An 18,733-nucleotide genomic window follows, 5' to 3' on the forward strand; every position below is an offset into this window, starting at 1 on the left:
ATGAAACTAGCGGTTAAGCACTCGCTCCTGGTCTTCGACCCGGAGCGCGACGACGTTCGCCAGGTCGAGAGCGGCCTCGTGCTCCCCATTGCCGAGCACAAGACCCGCAAGCGCAAGCCCACCATCGAGCAGGTTCTCGCTGAGACCGGCTGGCGGTTCGACCTGCCGACCGTCTGCAAGGTCAACGGTGTCTATTACAGCCGCACCGAATGGGCCACGCACCGGCTCGCCGCCAATGATAACGTCGAGTTCCTGTCCCGTCCGCTTGGCGGGTCGAGCGGCGGCGGCTCCTCGGCCAAGAGCATCGGTGCGATCGTCGCCATGGTGGCGCTGACGGCGCTGGCCCCCTATGCGGCGGGCGCGATCTTCGGCGCCGGCACCATGATGGCATCGGTCGCCTCCTCCCTGCTCATCGCAGGCGGGGCGATGGCGATCAGCCACTTCCTCAAGCCCAAGGCAGGCGGGCAGACGGCCGAGAAGGACGAGATCTACTCCTTCGGCTTCGGCGGCAACCAGGCTCGCCCGCTGCAGCCCATCCCGGTCGGCTATGGCCGCACCCTGTCCTTCCCGGACTTCGCCGCGCCGAAATACTCCGAGTTCGACGGCGACAACATGACGGAGTACGCGCTCCTCTGCCTCGGCTGCGGCAAGTACGACATCGAGGAGCTGCGCATCGCCGATACCCGGATCTGGACGAAGGCCAACGGCTACAACGCCTCCTTCCCGGGCATCAAGATCGAGATCGTCAACCCGGGGGAGAAGGTCAACCTCTTCCCGGTCAACGTGGTCACGGCCTCCGAGGTCTCGGGCATCGATCTTTCCACGAGCTTCTCGCCCGGGTTCACCGCCAATGCGGCCGGCACCGAGGCCAAGGAGCTTCTGTTCGACTTCATCTTCCCGTCCGGCTGCTTCTTCTCCTGGAAGGGCGAAACCCGCGTGTGGACGGTGGGTGTCGAGGTGCAGGCCCGCCCGGTCAATGCTGCCGGAGCTCCGACCGGCCCCTGGAACACGGTCTGGACCAAGGATTACAGCTTCAACAAGCAGTCGCAGATCCGCATGACCGAGCGGATCGAGGTGGCGAACGGCCGCTACGAGGTTCGGGTGCGGCGCACGAACCTGCCCATCAGCGAACTGGAGCAGGACTCCCGCCTCGGGGGCGCCGATCAGCTCGTCTGGTCCGCTCTGCGGGCGCACATCGATGGCCCCAACACCTTCCCGCGCGTGACCTGCATCGCCATCCGCGCCAAGGCGAACGAGGCGCTCCAGGGCATCATGAATGGGCAGGTGGGGGTGATTGCCACCCGCAAGATCCCGGTCTGGAACGGAACGGGCTTCGTCGAGCAGGCCTCCCGCTCGATTGCATGGGCGGCCCTCGATATCTGGCGCAATGCCGACTACGGCGCCGGGCTCTCCCTCGATCAGGTCGATTTCCAGTCGTTCTATGCCTACGACCAGCTCTGGACTTCGCTCGGCCACACCTTCGATCACGTCTTCAAGGAGCCGCAGACCCTCGACGACGCGCTCGAGACGATCATGAAGGCGGGGCGGGCGATGCCGGCACCGGTGGGCGACCGCCTGACCATCGTCCGCGACGAGCCCCGCGGCATCCCGCGCATGATGTTCACCGATTACGACATCGTGCGGGACAGCCTGGAGATCAGCTACGAGCTGGCGAACGACGATTTTGCCGATGGCATCGTGGGCGAGTACATCGACCAGACCACCTTCAAGCCGGCCGAAGTCTCGTCCGCCCCGGATGGGGTGACGCTTGCCAAGCCCGCACGAGTTCAGCTTCCCGGCGTGACCAAGCGCAGCCAGGCGGCGGGTCTGGTGCGCTTCATGGCCGGCGAGAACCAGCACCGCCGCATCATGGTCTCCTGGACGGCCCGGGCGGAAGGCCGCCTGCTCAAGCGCGGCGATCTGGTTCTGCTGTCCTGCGAGGAGCCGGAGACCTGGGGACAGTCGGCAGAGATCGTCAGCTACAACAATGCCACCCGGCAGATCACCTTCGATCACGACCTCGATTGGGACGAGACCGCGACCAACCATTACATCGAGGTCAGACGCCGGGACGGTCAGCCCTGGGGGCCGGTGCGCGTCACGCGTGGCACCTCAGACCGCATTGCCACCGTGAACGCCGCCGACATGGCGACGGAGGCGACCCGGCAGGGCATGACGCTCGCCGATGCCGTCGCCCGCTCGGATCTGGCCGACCGTCCGACTGCCGCCTTTTCCCCTGGGCAGCCTCGCACATTCCGCGTGCTCATCACCGAGGGCACTCCCGACACGGACGGGGAGCACATCACCCTGACCGGCGTGGTGGACGATCCTGCGGTCTATGCCGTGGTCGAGACCGGCGTCACGCCGCTGCCGACCATCCCGGACGTGTTCTCGTCCTCCCTGCCGGTGGTGACGACGCTCGCGGCCCAGGTCTACCAGCGGCACATGAACCTCGTCCTGCAGGCGGGCTGGCAGCCGGCCAAGGGAGCTCTGACCTATGTTGCCGATGTCTCCTACGACAACGGGCAGACCTGGGTCCGGGCCTACAGCGGCGACAAGACCACGTTCGAGGCAACCGTCGCCGGGGCGCAGACGATCCGGGTGCGGGTGGCGGGCGTCACCTCGAGCAACGTGGTCGGGGCCTACAGCATCGTCATCGTCAATCCGCCGCCGCTGGTGCTGTCCAACGACTTCTTCATCATGAAGGTCCAGCCCGACGATCTCGTGCCAGCGCTTAGCCGGGATCTGGAAAGCCTAGGCCTTCTCGACAGCATCGCGGACTTGGGCGGCGAGGCCCGGGTCGTAGCCGAAGAGGCGGACGAGCGGGCAAGGGCTGCCATTCTTCAGGTGGCCGAGGTCGAGGTCACGGCCGAGAAGGCGCTCGCCATCTTCGGCACCGATGTCGTGGCCGAATACGACAACAACGCCATTACGGTCGGGGAGCGCTTCACGGCCGTTGCCGACGTGACGGGGCAACTCATCGGCGCATGGAAGGTCACAATCGGGGCCAATGGCTACTTCACCGGCCTGCAGTTGGTCGGGGCCAGCGGCCCGGGCGGCTTCCAGAGCGAATTGAAGATCGCGGTTGACAAGCTCCTGGTCGGTGCCCCTGATAGCGGCTTCGGTGCCGAGGCTGTCTTCTCCATTGGCACGCGCAATGGGGTCGGGCGCATGGTCCTGCGTGGCGATTTCCTCGCAGACGGCTCGATCAACGCCAATCAGATCAACGTGCTCAGCCTGTCGGCTATCACCGCCAACATCGGCACCGTCTCGTCAAGCGCAAGCTACACGACGGGCGGCTTCCTGATCGACGGCCCGAACCAGCGCTTCGAGATCTGGGACAACACCTGATGGCCCGCCGCGTGGTCATGGGCCGGATGCCCGATGGGACGTTCGACCTGCGCATCTCGCGCCGGGGCGTCGATGCGCTGGCGGCGGACGTGAACGACAGCCGGCAGATCAGCTTCTCGGCTCAGCGCGCCGCCCGGGCCAAGGTGGGCGCGGCAGGGCAGATATCGAGCCTCAACACATGGGTCAGCTTCGGCAAGACCTTCGCCGATCCGCCCCCGACGCTCGCCGCCGTCAAGATCAACGGCCGGGTGATCTTCAATCATTACGAGTATCTGCCCCATCCCACGGAAGCCAACGCCGTTTTCCATGGGACGCCGTATTGCCTCGTGGTCCAGACCGCCCGGGTCAAGGCCATTCAGGCGGTCAGCTGGGGCAACCACGCCTTCTCGGCAGGCGACAAGTATCTCTTCTACACCCTCTCGCAGGACTGACATGGCAAGGCGGATGGTTCTGGGCCGGCGCGGCGCCGTGTTCGGCCTGTGGGTGTCGAAGCCTGCCAACGATGCGCTGAGTGCGACGGACTCGCAGCTGCTGTTCACCATGACGGAACGGGCCGGGATGGTGCTCGCTTCGGGCACTGTCACCGTACCGTCCGGGGGGAACGCCGTTCGCGTGGCCTTCCCCGACACCTATCCTTCGACGCCACTGGTTTTCGCAGGCTCGCTCACACACTACCCGCGTAGGTTGCCGGTGAGTACCGACGCGGACCCATCGGGCTTCTATCTCCGAGCGATCCGCGACGAACATTTCCTCACCTATCCTGCTGAGGGCACCACCGCCCGCTGGTTCGCGATCATGAAGACGGAGACCTAGCCCGTGGCAAGACGCATCATTCTGGGCAAGCATGGGGCGGGATACCGCTTCAGGGTCTCGGAGCCGGGTGTCGATGCAGCCGCCGCATCGCTCGATCAGATCATCTTCGATGCCGACAATATCCCGGCGCGGGTGGCGGCGACAGGCGTGCGTACTGTGGGGGCGGCGGCGCAGCCCAGCGTTCCGACCGTGGCTACGATCTCCCATGGGGTCGATCCGTCTCTTTGCATCGGAGTGGCGGAATCGACTTACCAGACAACCGGGTTCGAATACCAGGACGGGACATGGTTCATTCGCGCACAGCATCCCGACGTGAACAGCGGGAACCCGTACTCGCAGTACAACGGCGTTTCCGCGATGGTCGGCGAATGGGTGACGCCGTTTCTGTTCGAAGGCGATACCAGCGAGGGCGGCGTTCAAAGCTGCGGCTGGAGCATCGCCTGGACCTCGTCCTCGCTCACGATCCGCAACTACTCCGCCAACGGCATCCGGGTTCGCTGGGCAGCTTTGGAGTTCTGAATGATCCTCTATACCGATGAACAGGGCCGCTACCTCGGCCATCTCGATCAGGTCTATCCGGCGCCTCCGGGCGTGCTGGAGAAGGTGAGGGCGGAGCAGGAGGGGAAGGCCTGGGACATCCCGCCGTGGAACGAATCGTTCTGGTACTTCCCGGACGGCGTGCCGACCATCCGGCCCAAGCTCGATTACACCGTCACCGAGACCCGGGAAGGAGAGGACACGGTTGCGGTGATCTCGGGCATCCCGGCCGGTGTGACGGTCAACGTGCACGGCCCGGAAGGCGGGCAGTCGGTCGAAGCGGATGGCGAGAACCTGGAACTCGTGCTGCGCATCGCAGGGCAGTATGCCGTGACCTTCGACCCGTTCCCATACCAGCCGGTCTCGATCCTGATCGAGGCCAAGCGGCGGGAGGGCTGAGCATGGCGCGTCTCGAAATCGGCCCCACTGTCGACCAGCTCCGGGAACTGGCTGAAGCCGCCATCGACCGGCATTTCGAGCCGGTGCGCCACCGCATGGCGCTCTACACCCGCAAGGTCGCGAGAGCCGAACAGCACCTCGCCGGCAGGCCCTCCGCCATGATCAACCGGGAGGCCCAGCGCCGGCACATCAAGGCCGACGACATCGCCCGCCAGATCGTCGCCTTGGCCGATGCCGACGAGGCGATGGAAGACCAGCGCGTTGCCCTGAAGCTGAAGGTGCGCAAGGCCCTCACGGCGGAGAAGATCCGCAAGCTGCTCTCCGAGAACGGCATCGCGCTCGCCCGCTGAACCCGTCCACCCTCCATGCCTGAACCAACGGCCAAGCCCTCTTGGCCGGGAGGATATCCATGGCTCTCGATCCGTCCTACTTCTTCTACAACGACGGCACCATCACCCTCACCAACGGCTCCGATATCGCCACAGGCGAGCTGGTTGCCTGGGACCCGGCTGTTCTGCCCTTCGACTTCGTGTTCCCGAACAACGGCGTCTCGGGCATGGCGGTGATCAAGGAAGTGCTCGCCGTCGACCAGATCAAGCTTGCGGCGCCCTGGTCCGGCCCGACGTTGACGGATGTGCCGTACTTCATGGTCCGCTGGACCAAGCACACGGACCCCCGCGTCTATGCGCTCAGGGTTTCGGAATACCTCACCCGCATCCGGCCTCTGCCCGAGGTCGGGCCGCCCGGCTGGAGCCCTATCATCGCGGTCGTCGCGGACGGCGCCCGGCGCGTGCTGCAGGTGATCGACTGGACCGCGACCGGGACCACCTACGCCAAGCCTCCGGTCGGGCGCTATATTGGCGCGACAGGGCTGGTGACGGATATCGCGCAGGCCATCGACATCCGCGGGCCGCAGGGCGTACAAGGCATCCAAGGCTTACAGGGGCTCCAAGGCGCTCACGGTGGCGCGTTCGCCATGGAACTCACGTTCTCGGCGGCTACGGCCAGTACTGATCCCGGCGCAGGCAAGGTCAGACTCAACCATGCGACGGCCAGCTTGGCGACCCAAATCTTCATTGATCTCGTCGACAAAAACGGCGCGGATTGGTCGGCGGCGCTCTCGCACTTCAATCAGTCGACGAGCGATTATAAGAGCTACATTCGCCTGACCCACGCATCTGATCCGACCAAATGGATCCTGTACTACATTTGGGCGGAAACTGCCGTGACCGGCTTCAAGCGGTTCAGCATCGTTCATGTGTCGAGCAGCGCCGCGAGCCCCTTCGTCGACAACGACCCGGTTGTCCTCACCTGGACCCGCAACGGCGACAAGGGCACTACGGGCGATAAAGGTTGGTCCCCTGTCTTCTCCATCGTCAGCGACAGTGCCCGGCGCGTGCTTCAGGTCACGGATTGGGTAGGGGGTGCTGGCACGAAGCCTGCGACCGGCAGCTACGTCGGCTCGGCCGGGCTTGTGAGCGATATCGCTCAGGCCGTCGACATCCGTGGCCCCGCAGGTCCGGCAGTGGGCGCGAACAGCGTCGACAACACGCTGCTGGCCGATATGGCGACGGGCACGATCAAGGGGCGCGTCTCGTCCGGAACAGGTGACCCGGAGGATCTGACAGGCGCTCAAGCGGCCGGCATCATGCCGGTCGTGCGCTATGACGCGGCGCAAGCCCTTACCGAAGCGCAGAAGCAGCAGGCCCGCGACAACACAGGTCTGATCTGGCGACCGCTCCAGCGGATCACGCTCGGCGCGGACGTGGCCGCCATCGATATTTCGATTCCGGCCGCCGCCAGAATGATCCGCATTACTGGCGCTCTTCAGTGGACGGTGGGCACGAGCGCGGCCCTCGGAATGCGCTTCAGCTTCGACAATGGCGCGACCTACAAGGCTGGAGCGACGGACTACAAGTTCGGCGTGCTCTATGGCTCGGGCAGCGCTACCCCGGCGCACACCAGCCTCAGTGCCGATCGCATTCAGCTGACCACCACGGCGCTAGGCGGCAACGTCCCGCCGGTGATCGAAGCCTTGATTGCGAACTGGAGTGCGAACCGCCTGATCGGTGTGTCGGGCAGCGGCGGGCTGACCGATGGGAACAGTGACATCTGGAACTACAAGTTTTCGGGCTACTACCCTGCAACGGCTGCTCTCACTAACGTTCGGCTGTTCGCCACATCCGGCAACCTCAAGAGCAGCTCGGAGCTGATCGTGGAGTATCTGGCATGACCAAGGTAAAAGTCTGGCGGGACGGTAAGATCATCGATGTGGATCGTGCGGAGCTGAACCTCCCGGAGGCCGATCTCGCGATACCGAAGATCCGCTCCCTCGCCATGTGGCGCGCGCGCACGATCATGAAGGTGACGCCGTGGGGCGAGGGCACGCTGTTCCAGGCGGTGCAGGCTGCAATTGCGGCGCTCTCCGACCCGTTGCAGAAGGCCTCAGCCGAAGAAGCGCTCGAGCGCGGCGACGTGTTCGACCGGGACGGCGTGTTCGTGCCTATGCTCGCTCAAGGGCTCGGCATTACGGAGAAGCAGCTCGACGAGCTGATGGAGCAGGCGGCGGCGCTGCCGGCCTAAAACCTCACATCAAGACCAAGAGGCCACCATGACCACCGAGACATTCGGGCGGGCGCTGTCGCTCGGGTGGACGGCCTCTGACTGAACTCCCCACAACCGAGGAATCCCCATGGATAGGACCGTCCCCAGGCCGGCGGCGATGCTGCTCGACTTCATCGGATCGAAGGAAGCCCCGAAAGGCTACGATACCGTCTACGGCAATCGCATGGACCGGATGCCGAAGCCGCTCACCTCCATGACCATGAAAGAGGTTCTCGATCAGGGGAAGTGGCGCACCAAGACCTTCGGCTCCTCGGCTTGCGGCCGGTATCAGTTCATGGACGCCACCCTCCGGGATCTGGCGACCGAGATGAACCTGAAGGCAGAGGATGTCTTCACGCCCGACTATCAGGACCGGCTCGGTCTCTATCTGCTCCGGCGCCGCGGCTACGAGCGGTGGATCTCCGGCCGGATGTCGGATCACGCGTTCATGATCGAGCTGGCCAAGGAGTGGGCCTCGTTCCCGGTGCCCTATCGCATGCAGGGGGCGCACCGGACCGTGGAGCGGGGGCAGAGTTACTATGCCGGCGACGGCCTGAACAAGTCGCTGGTCTCGGCAGAGGCCGTTGAGGCGGCTCTCACGAAGGCCAAGGGGGCGGCCGGCGCGGCTCCCGTCCCGCCCTCCCGTCCGGTCGCTCAGGCGCCATCACCCGCCGCTCTGGCTGCCATGGCGGCCCTTATCACCGCTCTTGTCGCCGTCGCAGCCCTTCTCGGCATCGACGCCTCAGCCCTCAAAGCCATGATCCCATAGGAGACGCGCCATGACCCCGCTTATCGTTCTCGACATCGCTGCCCGCATTGCCGACCGGCTCGTCAAATCCCCCTCCGTTCCGATTGAGGCCCCAGAGAAGCCGGTCGTGAAGGTGGAGGTCGCCAAGGAGCTGCAGCCGGTCCTGGAGCACCTGACGAACAATGAGCCTTGGTACCGTTCCCGCGTCAGCTGGGGCGCGATCTTCGCGATCCTGGGCGGTGTCGCCACCATCGGCACGATGGCCGCCAACGGGGTGCCTCTGTCGTGGGAAACCTACGGTCCGCCGCTTGGCAGCATCGGCGGCGGCATCGGCACGCTCTACGGGCGCTGGAAGGCGCGGAAGCCGCTGGGGGCGTGAGCCATGATCATCTCCTCCACCGCTTACATGCAGACCCGCATGCTCGAGATGGGCCTTGCCGCTCTCATGGTGGCATGCGGGGTCACGCTGCTCTGGCCAGGGGATACCTTCGCCTCTCCGATCTATGCCAGCCTCGTGCGCTGGCTGACCGAGGATCAAGGTGGCTGGTTCCTCTCTTCGGTTGGCATTCTCCGGTCGACGGCGCTGGTGATCAACGGGCGCTGGAGATCAAGCCCGATCGCCCGCATCGCCGGCTGCCTGACCGGAAGCGGCTTCTGGTTCACCTTCGCCGTCTCGGTGGCCAGCGTGGACCGGGGTGAGGGCTTGGGCCCGCCGATCCTGCTGGCGATGTCCGGCACGCTCTTCGTGCTCGAATTCTTCTCGGCTCTCAGATGCGGCACCGATGCCGAGGCCCTCGACAGCCTGAGACTTCGCCAAGCCAGATCGAAGGTGTCGAAGAGTGCTTGAGCTCAAGGACATTGCCCCGCTTCTTGGGGTTCTGCTGCCGGCCATCGGCGCCATCTTCATGTACCGGGCGGCCGAGCGGCAGAGGGCTCGGGAAGTGGACAAGGCTGTCCAATCCGCTCCTCTTGGGGTCGTCGCGGCGATCACGGATAAGGATGCGGGCGTTCAGATGGCTGCAGCCATCGGGGAGCTTGCGGACGCCGTGCGCAAGGCCGTGGCCATCATGCGGGAGGAGAGGGACGACCAGGCGAGGCGGCACCAGATCGACCGGGCCCTCGACGAGATGACGGCGGTGCGCCGGGAATTCCAGGAACTCGTCCATCTGCTCAAGCAGCGATCTTGAGCGATGCTAGCCTCGATAGTGGCGAAGAATGGCACCTCATCCCCCTCCCTGTCCAGGAGAGCGGAGGGAGGCGCGGGCTTTGATGGCTTCATAGTTCTTCATCGTAACGAAGATGGTTCGACCTACCGAAACGGCGTGTTCGTCGTCCACGATGGCGGTCTCTCCAGTAATCGGGTCTTTAGCCTCGTACCCGGGCTCAACCTCAATGATCTGCGTTCCGAAGGCTGCTGCGAGAGGCTCGTACATTATCCCCGGTCTCCTTCCTGAAGAGAGGGGTTTGAGACGGACGTCTGACCTTCGGTCACCGCGCTGTCGTCCTTCGGATCGAGCCCTGTGGTCTCGCCCGCTTCGCGGCTTCCATCGCTGACGCTGGCGGCGTCTAGCATGGCTTCCCAGATTGCCTCGCGCACCCATCTGTGGCCGATCTGGCTTGCCTCATCGAAAGGATCGTCATAACCATCTAGTAGGGCAGCACTCAGCATCGCCTCGGTCGGCTCTTTCGGGACCAGAACCCAGCCCTCGGAGCGTAGCCTCTTGACCTCAGCCTCAGCCCTGTCTCGCTGCTCGCATGCCTTGTAGAGGCGTTCCAGGGCTGCGGCCAACTCGCGTTCCCTCTGCTCGATAAGGTCAGCCGCCTCAATGAAAAGCGGCTGAAACCCAAAGGTACTGTTCTCGCTGTATTGGCGCAGACGTTGAGCCGGAGTGCGCAGCACCCTTTTACCCTCTTCCTTCGACATGGATTGATCTTTCAAGAGGCTAGACATGGGGGTGCCCTCCTTCGCTTTCGCTCATCGGGAGGTCGTCGTCGGGCCAGTTCATCCAATCGCGACGCTGAAAGCGGCTATTGAACGGAGTCCAGTCGTCAGGACGTTCCTCGATAAACCGGAACTCAATATGAGCCGGTCGGCTGTCCACGCAGGCGTAAATTGCCTCCCGTGCTGCTTCTTCACTTTCGGCCATAACAGCGGCGCAGACAGTTGGAACGTCGTCTGATGCCCGCATTCCGCTGAACCACCATGGAGAATGAAGCTCAAACGGCCCATGGTCTGCGAGCCAGCTAACCCAATAGCGTTTCACGGAATTGTTCTCCATAGCGGCTTGCCTCTCGGCTGATTGATCTTTCCCGGTCATGCCGCCTCCTGCTTGATATGAGCCCAATTCCGACCGGTCTTGATCATGGATATGGTTGAGGACGCGACGCCATATGCCGTGGCGATAGCCTTATGTGTTCGAGTATCGGCGCGGATTGCTCTAACGTCATCCTCGGTCAGCACTGACCTGCCGCCCCCGAACCCATAGCGGCCCTTGCTCCACATATCCTGCTGGTTTTCGAGATTGGTCCCCAGGAACAGGTGATCCGGGTTGACGCAAAGGCGGGTGTCGCACGTGTGGCAGACGAACAGCCGGTCAAGGATCGGCCCCTTGTAAAGCATGTAGGAGACTCGATGGGCGGTCACGTACACGCCATTGTACCGGATCTTCCCATAGCCCTTCGCAGTGCTGCCCGTCCAAAGCCAGCACCCGCACGGGGAAGAGGAGCGATCTATCTTGGCCTGGAAGCGGGGCCAAAGCGCCTGAGGAGAACTAGCCATGGGCCGCCCTCCCGCTTGTGAGAGGGGTCGAGAAGCCCGATTTTCGGTTTACATTTCTGCTGTAAGTCATTGATCTTGCGTGCTCCGAATGAGTCTCGGTTTACACCCAAGTGACTGATTTCATTCGATTAAGAGGTGTCTCTTAATCAGCGGGTCCAAGGTTCGAATCCTTGCACACCCACCAATCATTCCGGCGAGAATAGATCATTTCCCAAACGGCCAGAGAAAGTGCCATTTCTCAATGGCTTGGCTTTTCGCGACGCTATCTCTGCCACATAATGGGCCTTTCAAAATGGCCGTTGCACGCATGTTGAGGCGATGATTTCTCCCGCCTTGAAAATGCACTTTCCGTCGGTCTGTGCTCCGTGCAGTCCGAGACTGGTTCGAGGCACGACTGAGACTTGTTTTGATCTCTTTGACAGATGTTGAGGTCAGCAATGCGCGCCTATAGTCCCGAGTTGTTTCTCAGTCGCTTCCTCCAATCTCTGCTTCAGCTACACGGTCGTGAAACAATCTATTTCGGGATCTTTGTGGCGTTGATCAGCAATTGTGCTTATTGCTCAAGCTCGCGGAGATAGGGTAAGCGCATCTGACAGGTTGCAGGGCACAGGCTTTTCCCAAGTCTCGCCAAGGGCTGAGGCGCAATGTTCATCGAGGGCGAAACGTTCGACGACCTTTTGAGGAAGGGTCTCCAGGACCTCCTGAAGTACGGCCATCGGATCAGGCCAACAAAGGGGGATGCGATCGAACTTATTGGGGCTGCAAGTCGCCTTGCTCCGGGTGCCCGTACGGCAGTTCCCCGACGTGGTCCGCGTTCCGCATTGCATGATAGAATGCATGGATTGCCCTTATGACATCATTGGGCAAAGCACCAGCCTCAGGCACACGCGCAAGGCAGACTTCCTTCAACTCCTCAGTTGCGAACGAGATCTCCATACTATGAACAACGGTAGTTCCGGCTAAGCACCATGCAACCAGAAGGTTGCATGGTTTCCTGGGTTTTCAACACCTCTTTTGGCGAAAACCCGGCTGTCTGGTACCCGCCTGATCCAGGTGCCGCTGTGCATCACTTGGCACTGGATGATGGATCCAATGTCGTCCGGACCTCGGTTGAGAGGATCTCGAACATGTCCTTAGCCTCCGTCTCAGCGAAGGTCACATAGCTGTTGCGAAGCTCGGAAAGACGTTGCAAGATGTCCTGTGCATTTTCGGGAGGCTCTCCGGGCAGGAGGTGGGCGATATTGACCGCGAGGCCGGCCAAAGTGTCGCCAACCGTTTCCCTGTCTGCGTCTTCGGTGACGAGAGCAAAGTCGATGACCCGTGAAGTGAGCGATGGCCGCTCATGGGCATGAACAAGGCGGTGCCGCTCGCGAAGCCTGCGATCGAACTGCTTCTTGAATGCCTTCTGAAAGTTGTTCGATCGGTCCACCGTGGGGACGCCCAGATCCGATGCAACGTAGTGCAGGAACCTGATCAGTTCAGCGCCTCGCTCCTGAATGATGTAGAGCTCGCCCTGCCGCAGGCTGTAGCTATGTATCTGCCATGCCATCGACATGTCGCGGGGTCCTGAGTTGATGATTTCCCGGTATCGGGTCGTGAAGGGATAAAGCCGGATCCGATCGCCTAAGCTCTCGATTTCCATTGCAATGAGGAACGGGAGCTTTTCTGCAGTTGAATAGCTCGTGACGTTCTTGGCGGTAAGGCGCTTCGCGACCCCTTCCCTGGTCCGGACTGAGATGGTTGGCGCGTCCCCAAGCTGAGCAAGGCTTTCTCTCAGCCGCCCTTCGGCATATCCCGCGAGAGCCTTAACCGCTGTCCGGTCTAACTTCTGCATGCTTTCTTCTCGAACCATAACACTTCCCCCAGCCAAAATATCATTGAAGTGCCCGCCCGTGAGAGCCAATGCACGGCGATCAACCAATGGCACAGCTCCGAAACGAGGGCGTTTTCAAGTGGCTCATGGCGGAACCGAGCCAGCGATGACAGAGCCGCTCCAGTAAATATGCGCCATGGCGATCCTAGCCACGCAATATGACTTGCGTTTGTTCTACCTGAAGTCTCGCGTTGCGATCTTGATCTCAGGAACGTTCTCTTGATCATGGCTGCCTGAATCAACCTGGGAGAAAGGCTCAAACGAGGCGCCTCTCAGCCTATCCCGGGTGCCGATCCTACTCTCGTTGCCGCGGCCGCTTCTGAGACGTAGTTCGGTGTCGCGATCCGCCACCGAGCGGAGGAGATCCGACAGGTCGATGAAGTGCTCGGCGATCAGGTGGGTCACCACGCCTTCGCGCTGAACCCGGCCGCGGCAGCCGATCATGCCTGAGGACAGGATCAGGCGCCGGTGCTTCTCGAACACCGCGGACCAAATCACGAGATTGGCGACGTCCGTCTCGTCCTCGATGGTCATGAAGGTCACGCCCTTGGCGGAGCCCGGCTTCTGGCGCACCAGCACGAGGCCCGCCACCGTGACGCGCTGTCCGTCCCGGGCATGGTGAAGATCTGCGCACGAACGGATCCGGCGCTCGGTCAGCTCCGGCCTTAGGAAGGCGAGGGGATGCCGGCGCAGCGTCAATCCGATCGCGCGATAATCCTCCACGACCTCCCGGCCTTCCGTCATGGGAACGAGAGCGACCTCGGGCTCGACGAGTTCGGGCCTGATGGTGCGCTCCCGCTCATCGGCAGCTGCGAACAAGGGCAGCACCTGGTTCGACAGGCCCTCGATGGTCCAGAGCGCATTGCGTCGGCTAACACCAAGCGAGCCGTAGGCATCGGCCTCGGCGAGGTGCCTGAGGGCTTTCACCGAGATCCCGGCGCGGCGCCAGAGATCCTCGATGGAGGTAAACGGCTGTTCCGCACGAACAATCGGGATCATCCCACCATCCGTATTGGAAAGGCCATGCACCATCCGGAATCCGAGGCGGACGGCAAAACGCGTCGGGTTTCCGGTCGACTCCAGGGTGCAGTCCCAGCGCGAGTGGTTGATGTCGATCGGGCGCACCTCTACACCATGCGCCTTGGCATCCCGCACCAGTTGGGCCGGCGCATAGAAGCCCATGGGTTGCGAGTTGAGGATCGCACAGCAGAACACGTCCGGGTGGTGGCACTTCATCCAGGACGAGGCATAGGCGATCTTGGCAAAGCTCGCCGCGTGGCTCTCCGGGAAGCCGTAGGAGCCGAAGCCTTCGAGCTGCCTGAAGGTGCGTTCGGCAAAGGCGGCGTCATAGCCGCGGGCGACCATGCCGGTGATCAGCTTGTCGCGGAACTTCGAGACGCCGGCGGTGAACTTGAACGTCGCCATGGCGCGCCGGAGCTGATCGGCTTCCGATGGCGTGAAGCCGGCGCATTCGATCGCCACCCGCATGGCCTGCTCCTGGAAGAGCGGCACGCCGAGCGTCTTTTCCAGCACGCGTCTGAGTTCGGGGCGCGGGTATTCGACCTCCTCGCGCTTCTCACGCCGCCGCAGATACGGGTGCACCATGTCGCCCTGGATCGGGCCGGGGCGGACGATCGCTACTTGGATGACGATGTCGTAGAAGGTTCTCGGCCTCAGCCTTGGCAGCATCGCCATCTGGGCCCGGCTCTCGATCTGGAACGTGCCCACCGTATCGGCCTTGCGGATCATGGCGTAGGTCGCCTCGTCCTCACCCGGGATCGTGGCGATGTCGTAATGCTCGCCCTTGTGCTCGCGCAGGAGATCGAAGGCGCGGCGCATGCAGCCCAGCATGCCAAGACCCAGCACATCGACCTTCATGAACTTGAGGGTGTCGATATCGTTCTTGTCCCACTCGATGACCTGACGGTTCTCCATGGCGGCCGGCTCGATCGGCACGAGATCGTCGAGGCGGTCCTGCGTGAGCACGAAGCCGCCCGGGTGCTGCGAGAGATGGCGCGGCGTGCCGATGAGCTCGCTTGCAAGCTCCAAGGTCATGCGCAGGCGCGGATCGTCGAGGTTGAGGTTGAGCTCCTTGGCTTCCTTGTCCGAAACCCCGTCATTGCCCCAGCCCCAGACGAGGCCGGCCAATCCTGCCGTCACATCCTCAGGGATACCGAGCGCTTTGCCGACCTCGCGCACGGCGCCCTTGGCGCGGTAGCAGGAGACGACGGCGGTGAGCGCCGCGCGATGACGGCCATAGGTGTCGTAGATCCACTGGATCACCTCCTCGCGGCGTTCGTGCTCGAAATCGACATCGATGTCCGGCGGCTCGCGCCGCTCCTGTGAGACGAAGCGCTCGAACAGCAGGTCGTGCTCGGTCGGATTGATCGAGGTGATGCCGAGCACGAAGCACACGGCGGAGTTTGCCGCCGAGCCGCGGCCCTGGCACAGGATGCCGCGCGACCGAGCGAAGGACACAATGGCGTGCACGGTGAGGAAGTAGGGCGCATAGCCCAGTTCCTCGATCAGACGCAGCTCATGGCGGCAGGTCGCCGCGACCGCATCGGGGATGCCGTCCGGATAGCGCTGCCTTGCACCTTTCCAGGTCAGCCGCTCCAATTTCTCCTGCGCGGTCTCTCCAGGCTCTGTCTCGGACGGATAGTGGTAGCGCAGCTCGTCGAGCGAGAAGGTGCAGCGCTCGAGCACCTCGCGCACATGCCCGAACGCTTCGGGATGACGCCCAAACAGGCGTTCCATCTCGAGTGGATCCTTAAGATAACGGTCGGCATGCCGTTCGAGACGATAGCCTGCCTCATCAATGGTGCAGCCTTCGCGAATGCAGGAGACCACATCCTGCAGGCGGCGGCGGTTCGGGTGGTGATAGAGCACGTCGCCCATGGCGATGGTCGGCACCCGGGCGGCCTGTGCGGCTTGCCCAATCGCATAAAGCCGCAGGTGCTCGTTGGGCGCGAAGCGCCGGATCAGGGCCATGTAGGCGCGGTTGCCGAAGGTCCGTTTGAGACGGGCGAGGTTGGCCTTAAGCCTGTCGTCAGCATGATCGCCCAGCAGAACGGCGAGCAGTCCCTCGTTCCAGGCGACCACATCATCCCACATGAGATGGCACTGCCCCTTGCCGCGGCGGCTCTTGCCGAGGCTGAGCAGGCGACACAGACGCGAGTAGGCGGCCCGGTTCGTCGGGTAGACGAGGAGCGACGTGCCATCCATGAGATCGAGACGGCAGCCGACGACGAGCCGCACGCCTGTATCCCGAGAGGCCTCGTAGGCACGGACGATCCCAGCCAGCGAGTTGCGGTCGGTGACGCCGAGCGCCGAGATGCCGAGGAGCTTGGCCTGCTCGAACAGCTCCTGCGGGCTCGAGGCGCCGCGCAGGAACGAGAAGTGGGTGGTGACCTGAAGCTCGGCGTAGATAGGGCCTGCAGGGCGCTCAGTCACGCGAAGAACCCATGCATCCACCAGCGCCCGCCTTCCGCAGTGGGCGCATCGCGGAAGATCCAGAAGCGGCCGCCCTGTTCTGTCTCGACGCGATAATAGTCACGGGCAGCCGAGTTCCTGTCGCCCTTCCACCATTCGGGCGTGATCCGTTCTGGACCGTCGGCCTTGACGACATTGTGCTTGACCTTTCGCCAGATGAAAAAGCGCGGCGGGTGATCTGGGAGCAGGGCGGTCGCGACCACAGGCTCGGGTGGATCGAGCAGCCGCGTGGGTCGCGGCAGGTTCTCCGGCCAGACGGCGCCTGTTGGTGGCGCAAGCGGTAGGATCCGGCGCGTCATGCGTTCCGGCACCAGGCTCTGGACGGGCGCGAGACGGTAGATCTTTCTCATGCCGACGCGGGCGCCAAGACGGTCGACAAGCTGGCCTATGTCGGCCTCTTCCCTCTCATCGCCAAGTCCGCGTGCTTGGACCTGTGTCTCCGCCAGTGGTTCGACCTTGCTCGCGACAAGAACGATCTCTTCAATGCCGAAGCCGGGATCGATGGTTTGGAGACGCTCATCGAAGAGTTTGGTGAGATGAGCCGCATCCCGATTGGCTTTCGAAGTTCCGACGCGCAGGCAGGCACTTTTCTGATCGACACGCTGACACAGGAGATCAAGCCGACGCACGCCTTCTCCACGGCGTTCCAATTGCCGGCACAGATCCTTGGCGAGGCGCAACATCACGGATTTGAGATCCTCAATCCGGCCAATCGGCTCTGCAAACGCGATAGCGGCTCTCACACTGTCCTTGGGGATGAGGGGATTGATAGGCTCGAAAGCATGGCCCATGGTCTGGTCAAGCCGCAGCGCGACGTCGCGGCCGAAGCGACGGACCAGGGGCGCACGCGGCATGGCAGCCAACTGGCCGATCCGCTCGATGCCGAGACGATGCAGGGTGGCGAGCTTGTCCACGGGGATCCTCAGGACGCGGATCGACAGGGACGCGACCGCATCCACGGTCCGACCCGCCGGCACGACGCCGCCGGCTCCATAGCGAGCGACCGCCCAGGCGGCACCCGGCGCGTCGGCGACCGCCGCTTTCGCCGCGATGCCCTGGCGCGTCAGGCGGCTCGTGAGATCCCGGAGCAATTCCTCCTCGCCGCCGAACAGATGCGCCACGCCGGCAATGTCGATCCAAAGCCCGTCCGGAGGATCGGGCGACACCACGGGCGAGTAGTTGATGGCCCAGCGCGCCAGCTCCCGTAAGGAGGCGTCGTCCTCCTCAGGCGTGGCCTCCGCCACATGCAGATTGGAAACGAGCGCCTGGGCCTGGGCCAGCGCCATGCCGACGTGCAGACTGAGCTCCTGCGCGGCCGCACAGACGGCGCGCACGACGCGGCGCGACCCGACATTGTGCACGGTCACGAGCGGCTCATGACGCGGCGGCTCGCCGGTCCGCCGCCTGATCCGGTCGGTCGGCCAAGTCGGCAGGTAGAGCGAGACGACCCTTCGCATCGCAAGCCTCCACAATCCAGGTACGGGGTTCGGCGCCGCGGCAGCGCAGGAGTTCGACCTGCCAGCGTTCCCGTCCGAGCCCAGGTGCCGGCATGAGCTCGGATGGGGCAGGGGCAATGCGCCAGCGGGTCACGGCGGCGGTCGGCAAGTGGACCAGATCCTTCTCGGCCAGGGTCCACCAGCGCCGGATCACCAGGGCGGTGACGCCCGTCGCTTCAGCCGCCAGTTGCAGGCGGCGGGAAGCGATGAGGCTCATGCGCGTGACCTCGCCGACAACAGCCGCCAGTCCCTTCTCGCGCAGGCCTTCCTCGATCAGCGGCAGGACCTCCCGCTCACGCTCGGCTTCGGCATAGATCACCCGATCCGGATGCAGGCCGGCACGAAGCAGTCCGGGGGCGAACAGATCCCGACGCGTCAGGCACCAGAGTACGGGGCCTTTAAGGCGAGCAGCGATCCCGGCGGTGAACAGCGTCGTGCAGCCGGCAAATTCGGAGGCGTGACCCGCCTCAATCATCTCATGAAGCGCGCCTCGGGCGAGGCCGCCGCCCGGCAGGTAGCTGTCGAGAGCTTTGAGGCCGAAGGGAAGCGGCTTGGTCTTCTGCGACCGACCGTCCAACCGGGCAATCTGGAGCCGCAAAGCGGCAAGCCTGTCCTGTCGCCCGGCATGCATGGCTCCGTGC

General features: G+C 63.6%; 20 protein-coding genes. 12 read left to right on the forward strand and 8 right to left on the reverse strand.

Annotated features, from left to right (window positions below):
- The 12 genes from GR303_RS07150 (at window position 1) to GR303_RS07205 (ending at window position 9,639) form a co-directional block, all read left to right on the forward strand.
- Window positions 1-3,351, forward strand: coding sequence for a host specificity factor TipJ family phage tail protein (locus GR303_RS07150; RefSeq protein ID WP_161726020.1), 3,351 nt, complete (start codon window positions 1-3; stop codon window positions 3,349-3,351).
- On the forward strand, window positions 3,351-3,782 hold the full coding sequence (locus GR303_RS07155; RefSeq protein ID WP_161726021.1) for a hypothetical protein: 432 nt from the start codon (window positions 3,351-3,353) through the stop codon (window positions 3,780-3,782). The genes GR303_RS07150 and GR303_RS07155 overlap by 1 nt, the downstream gene beginning before the upstream one ends.
- Before the next feature lies 1 nt (window position 3,783).
- On the forward strand, window positions 3,784-4,164 hold the full coding sequence (locus tag GR303_RS07160; protein ID WP_161726022.1) for a hypothetical protein: 381 nt from the start codon (window positions 3,784-3,786) through the stop codon (window positions 4,162-4,164).
- A 3-nt stretch (window positions 4,165-4,167) separates the two neighbouring features.
- A complete protein-coding gene (locus GR303_RS07165) occupies window positions 4,168-4,683 on the forward strand; it encodes a hypothetical protein (protein ID WP_161726023.1) in 516 nt (171 codons plus the stop codon).
- Window positions 4,684-5,100: a hypothetical protein gene (locus tag GR303_RS07170; RefSeq protein WP_161726024.1), complete on the forward strand. Its 417-nt coding sequence runs from the start codon at window positions 4,684-4,686 to the stop codon at window positions 5,098-5,100. It begins immediately after the preceding gene.
- 2 nt (window positions 5,101-5,102) lie between these two features.
- Window positions 5,103-5,450 (forward strand): hypothetical protein, encoded by a 348-nt coding sequence (locus GR303_RS07175; protein WP_161726025.1) that lies wholly within the window; start codon window positions 5,103-5,105, stop codon window positions 5,448-5,450.
- Window positions 5,451-5,509: 59 nt separating this feature from the next.
- Window positions 5,510-7,333 carry a hypothetical protein gene (locus tag GR303_RS07180; protein ID WP_161726026.1) on the forward strand — a complete coding sequence of 608 codons (1,824 nt, stop codon included), beginning with the start codon at window positions 5,510-5,512 and terminating at the stop codon, window positions 7,331-7,333.
- Window positions 7,330-7,683 (forward strand): hypothetical protein, encoded by a 354-nt coding sequence (locus tag GR303_RS07185; protein ID WP_161726027.1) that lies wholly within the window; start codon window positions 7,330-7,332, stop codon window positions 7,681-7,683. The genes GR303_RS07180 and GR303_RS07185 overlap by 4 nt, the downstream gene beginning before the upstream one ends.
- Window positions 7,684-7,792: 109 nt before the next feature.
- Window positions 7,793-8,473 carry a lysozyme family protein gene (locus GR303_RS07190; protein WP_161726028.1) on the forward strand — a complete coding sequence of 227 codons (681 nt, stop codon included), beginning with the start codon at window positions 7,793-7,795 and terminating at the stop codon, window positions 8,471-8,473.
- A 10-nt stretch (window positions 8,474-8,483) separates the two neighbouring features.
- Window positions 8,484-8,831, forward strand: coding sequence for a hypothetical protein (locus GR303_RS07195; RefSeq protein ID WP_161726029.1), 348 nt, complete (start codon window positions 8,484-8,486; stop codon window positions 8,829-8,831).
- A gap of 3 nt (window positions 8,832-8,834) precedes the next feature.
- The gene (locus GR303_RS07200) at window positions 8,835-9,299 is read left to right on the forward strand and encodes a hypothetical protein (protein ID WP_161726030.1); all 465 of its coding nucleotides are present in this window, start codon (window positions 8,835-8,837) and stop codon (window positions 9,297-9,299) included.
- Window positions 9,292-9,639 (forward strand): hypothetical protein, encoded by a 348-nt coding sequence (locus GR303_RS07205; protein WP_161726031.1) that lies wholly within the window; start codon window positions 9,292-9,294, stop codon window positions 9,637-9,639. Before GR303_RS07200 ends, GR303_RS07205 begins: the two co-directional genes overlap by 8 nt.
- Before the next feature lie 36 nt (window positions 9,640-9,675).
- Here the strand turns inward: GR303_RS07205 and GR303_RS07210 are convergent, their stop codons facing one another.
- The 8 genes from GR303_RS07210 to GR303_RS07245 all read right to left on the reverse strand — a co-directional run bounded on the left by GR303_RS07210 (window position 9,676) and on the right by GR303_RS07245 (window position 18,723).
- Window positions 9,676-9,885: a hypothetical protein gene (locus tag GR303_RS07210; RefSeq protein ID WP_161726032.1), complete on the reverse strand. Its 210-nt coding sequence runs from the start codon at window positions 9,883-9,885 to the stop codon at window positions 9,676-9,678.
- Complete coding sequence (locus tag GR303_RS07215; protein ID WP_161726033.1) at window positions 9,885-10,403, reverse strand: hypothetical protein; 519 nt, start codon at window positions 10,401-10,403, stop codon at window positions 9,885-9,887. The genes GR303_RS07210 and GR303_RS07215 overlap by 1 nt, the downstream gene beginning before the upstream one ends.
- Window positions 10,396-10,770: a hypothetical protein gene (locus GR303_RS07220; RefSeq protein WP_161726034.1), complete on the reverse strand. Its 375-nt coding sequence runs from the start codon at window positions 10,768-10,770 to the stop codon at window positions 10,396-10,398. Before GR303_RS07220 ends, GR303_RS07215 begins: the two co-directional genes overlap by 8 nt.
- Window positions 10,767-11,231, reverse strand: coding sequence for an HNH endonuclease signature motif containing protein (locus tag GR303_RS07225; RefSeq protein WP_161726035.1), 465 nt, complete (start codon window positions 11,229-11,231; stop codon window positions 10,767-10,769). The genes GR303_RS07220 and GR303_RS07225 overlap by 4 nt, the downstream gene beginning before the upstream one ends.
- A gap of 1,066 nt (window positions 11,232-12,297) precedes the next feature.
- Window positions 12,298-13,152, reverse strand: a complete 855-nt coding sequence (locus tag GR303_RS07230; protein WP_161722600.1) for a hypothetical protein — start codon at window positions 13,150-13,152, stop codon at window positions 12,298-12,300.
- Window positions 13,153-13,278: 126 nt separating this feature from the next.
- Window positions 13,279-16,557 carry an error-prone DNA polymerase gene (locus tag GR303_RS07235; protein ID WP_161722599.1) on the reverse strand — a complete coding sequence of 1,093 codons (3,279 nt, stop codon included), beginning with the start codon at window positions 16,555-16,557 and terminating at the stop codon, window positions 13,279-13,281.
- Entirely contained in the window at window positions 16,554-18,053 is a 1,500-nt protein-coding gene (locus GR303_RS07240) for a Y-family DNA polymerase (RefSeq protein ID WP_161722598.1), read from the reverse strand. The genes GR303_RS07235 and GR303_RS07240 overlap by 4 nt, the downstream gene beginning before the upstream one ends.
- Window positions 17,971-18,723 carry an ImuA family protein gene (locus GR303_RS07245; protein WP_161722597.1) on the reverse strand — a complete coding sequence of 251 codons (753 nt, stop codon included), beginning with the start codon at window positions 18,721-18,723 and terminating at the stop codon, window positions 17,971-17,973. Before GR303_RS07245 ends, GR303_RS07240 begins: the two co-directional genes overlap by 83 nt.
- Window positions 18,724-18,733 lie beyond the last annotated feature (10 nt).

The sequence above is a fragment of the Microvirga arsenatis genome (assembly GCF_009910705.1).
GTDB classification, from domain to species: Bacteria; Pseudomonadota; Alphaproteobacteria; order Rhizobiales; family Beijerinckiaceae; genus Microvirga; species Microvirga arsenatis.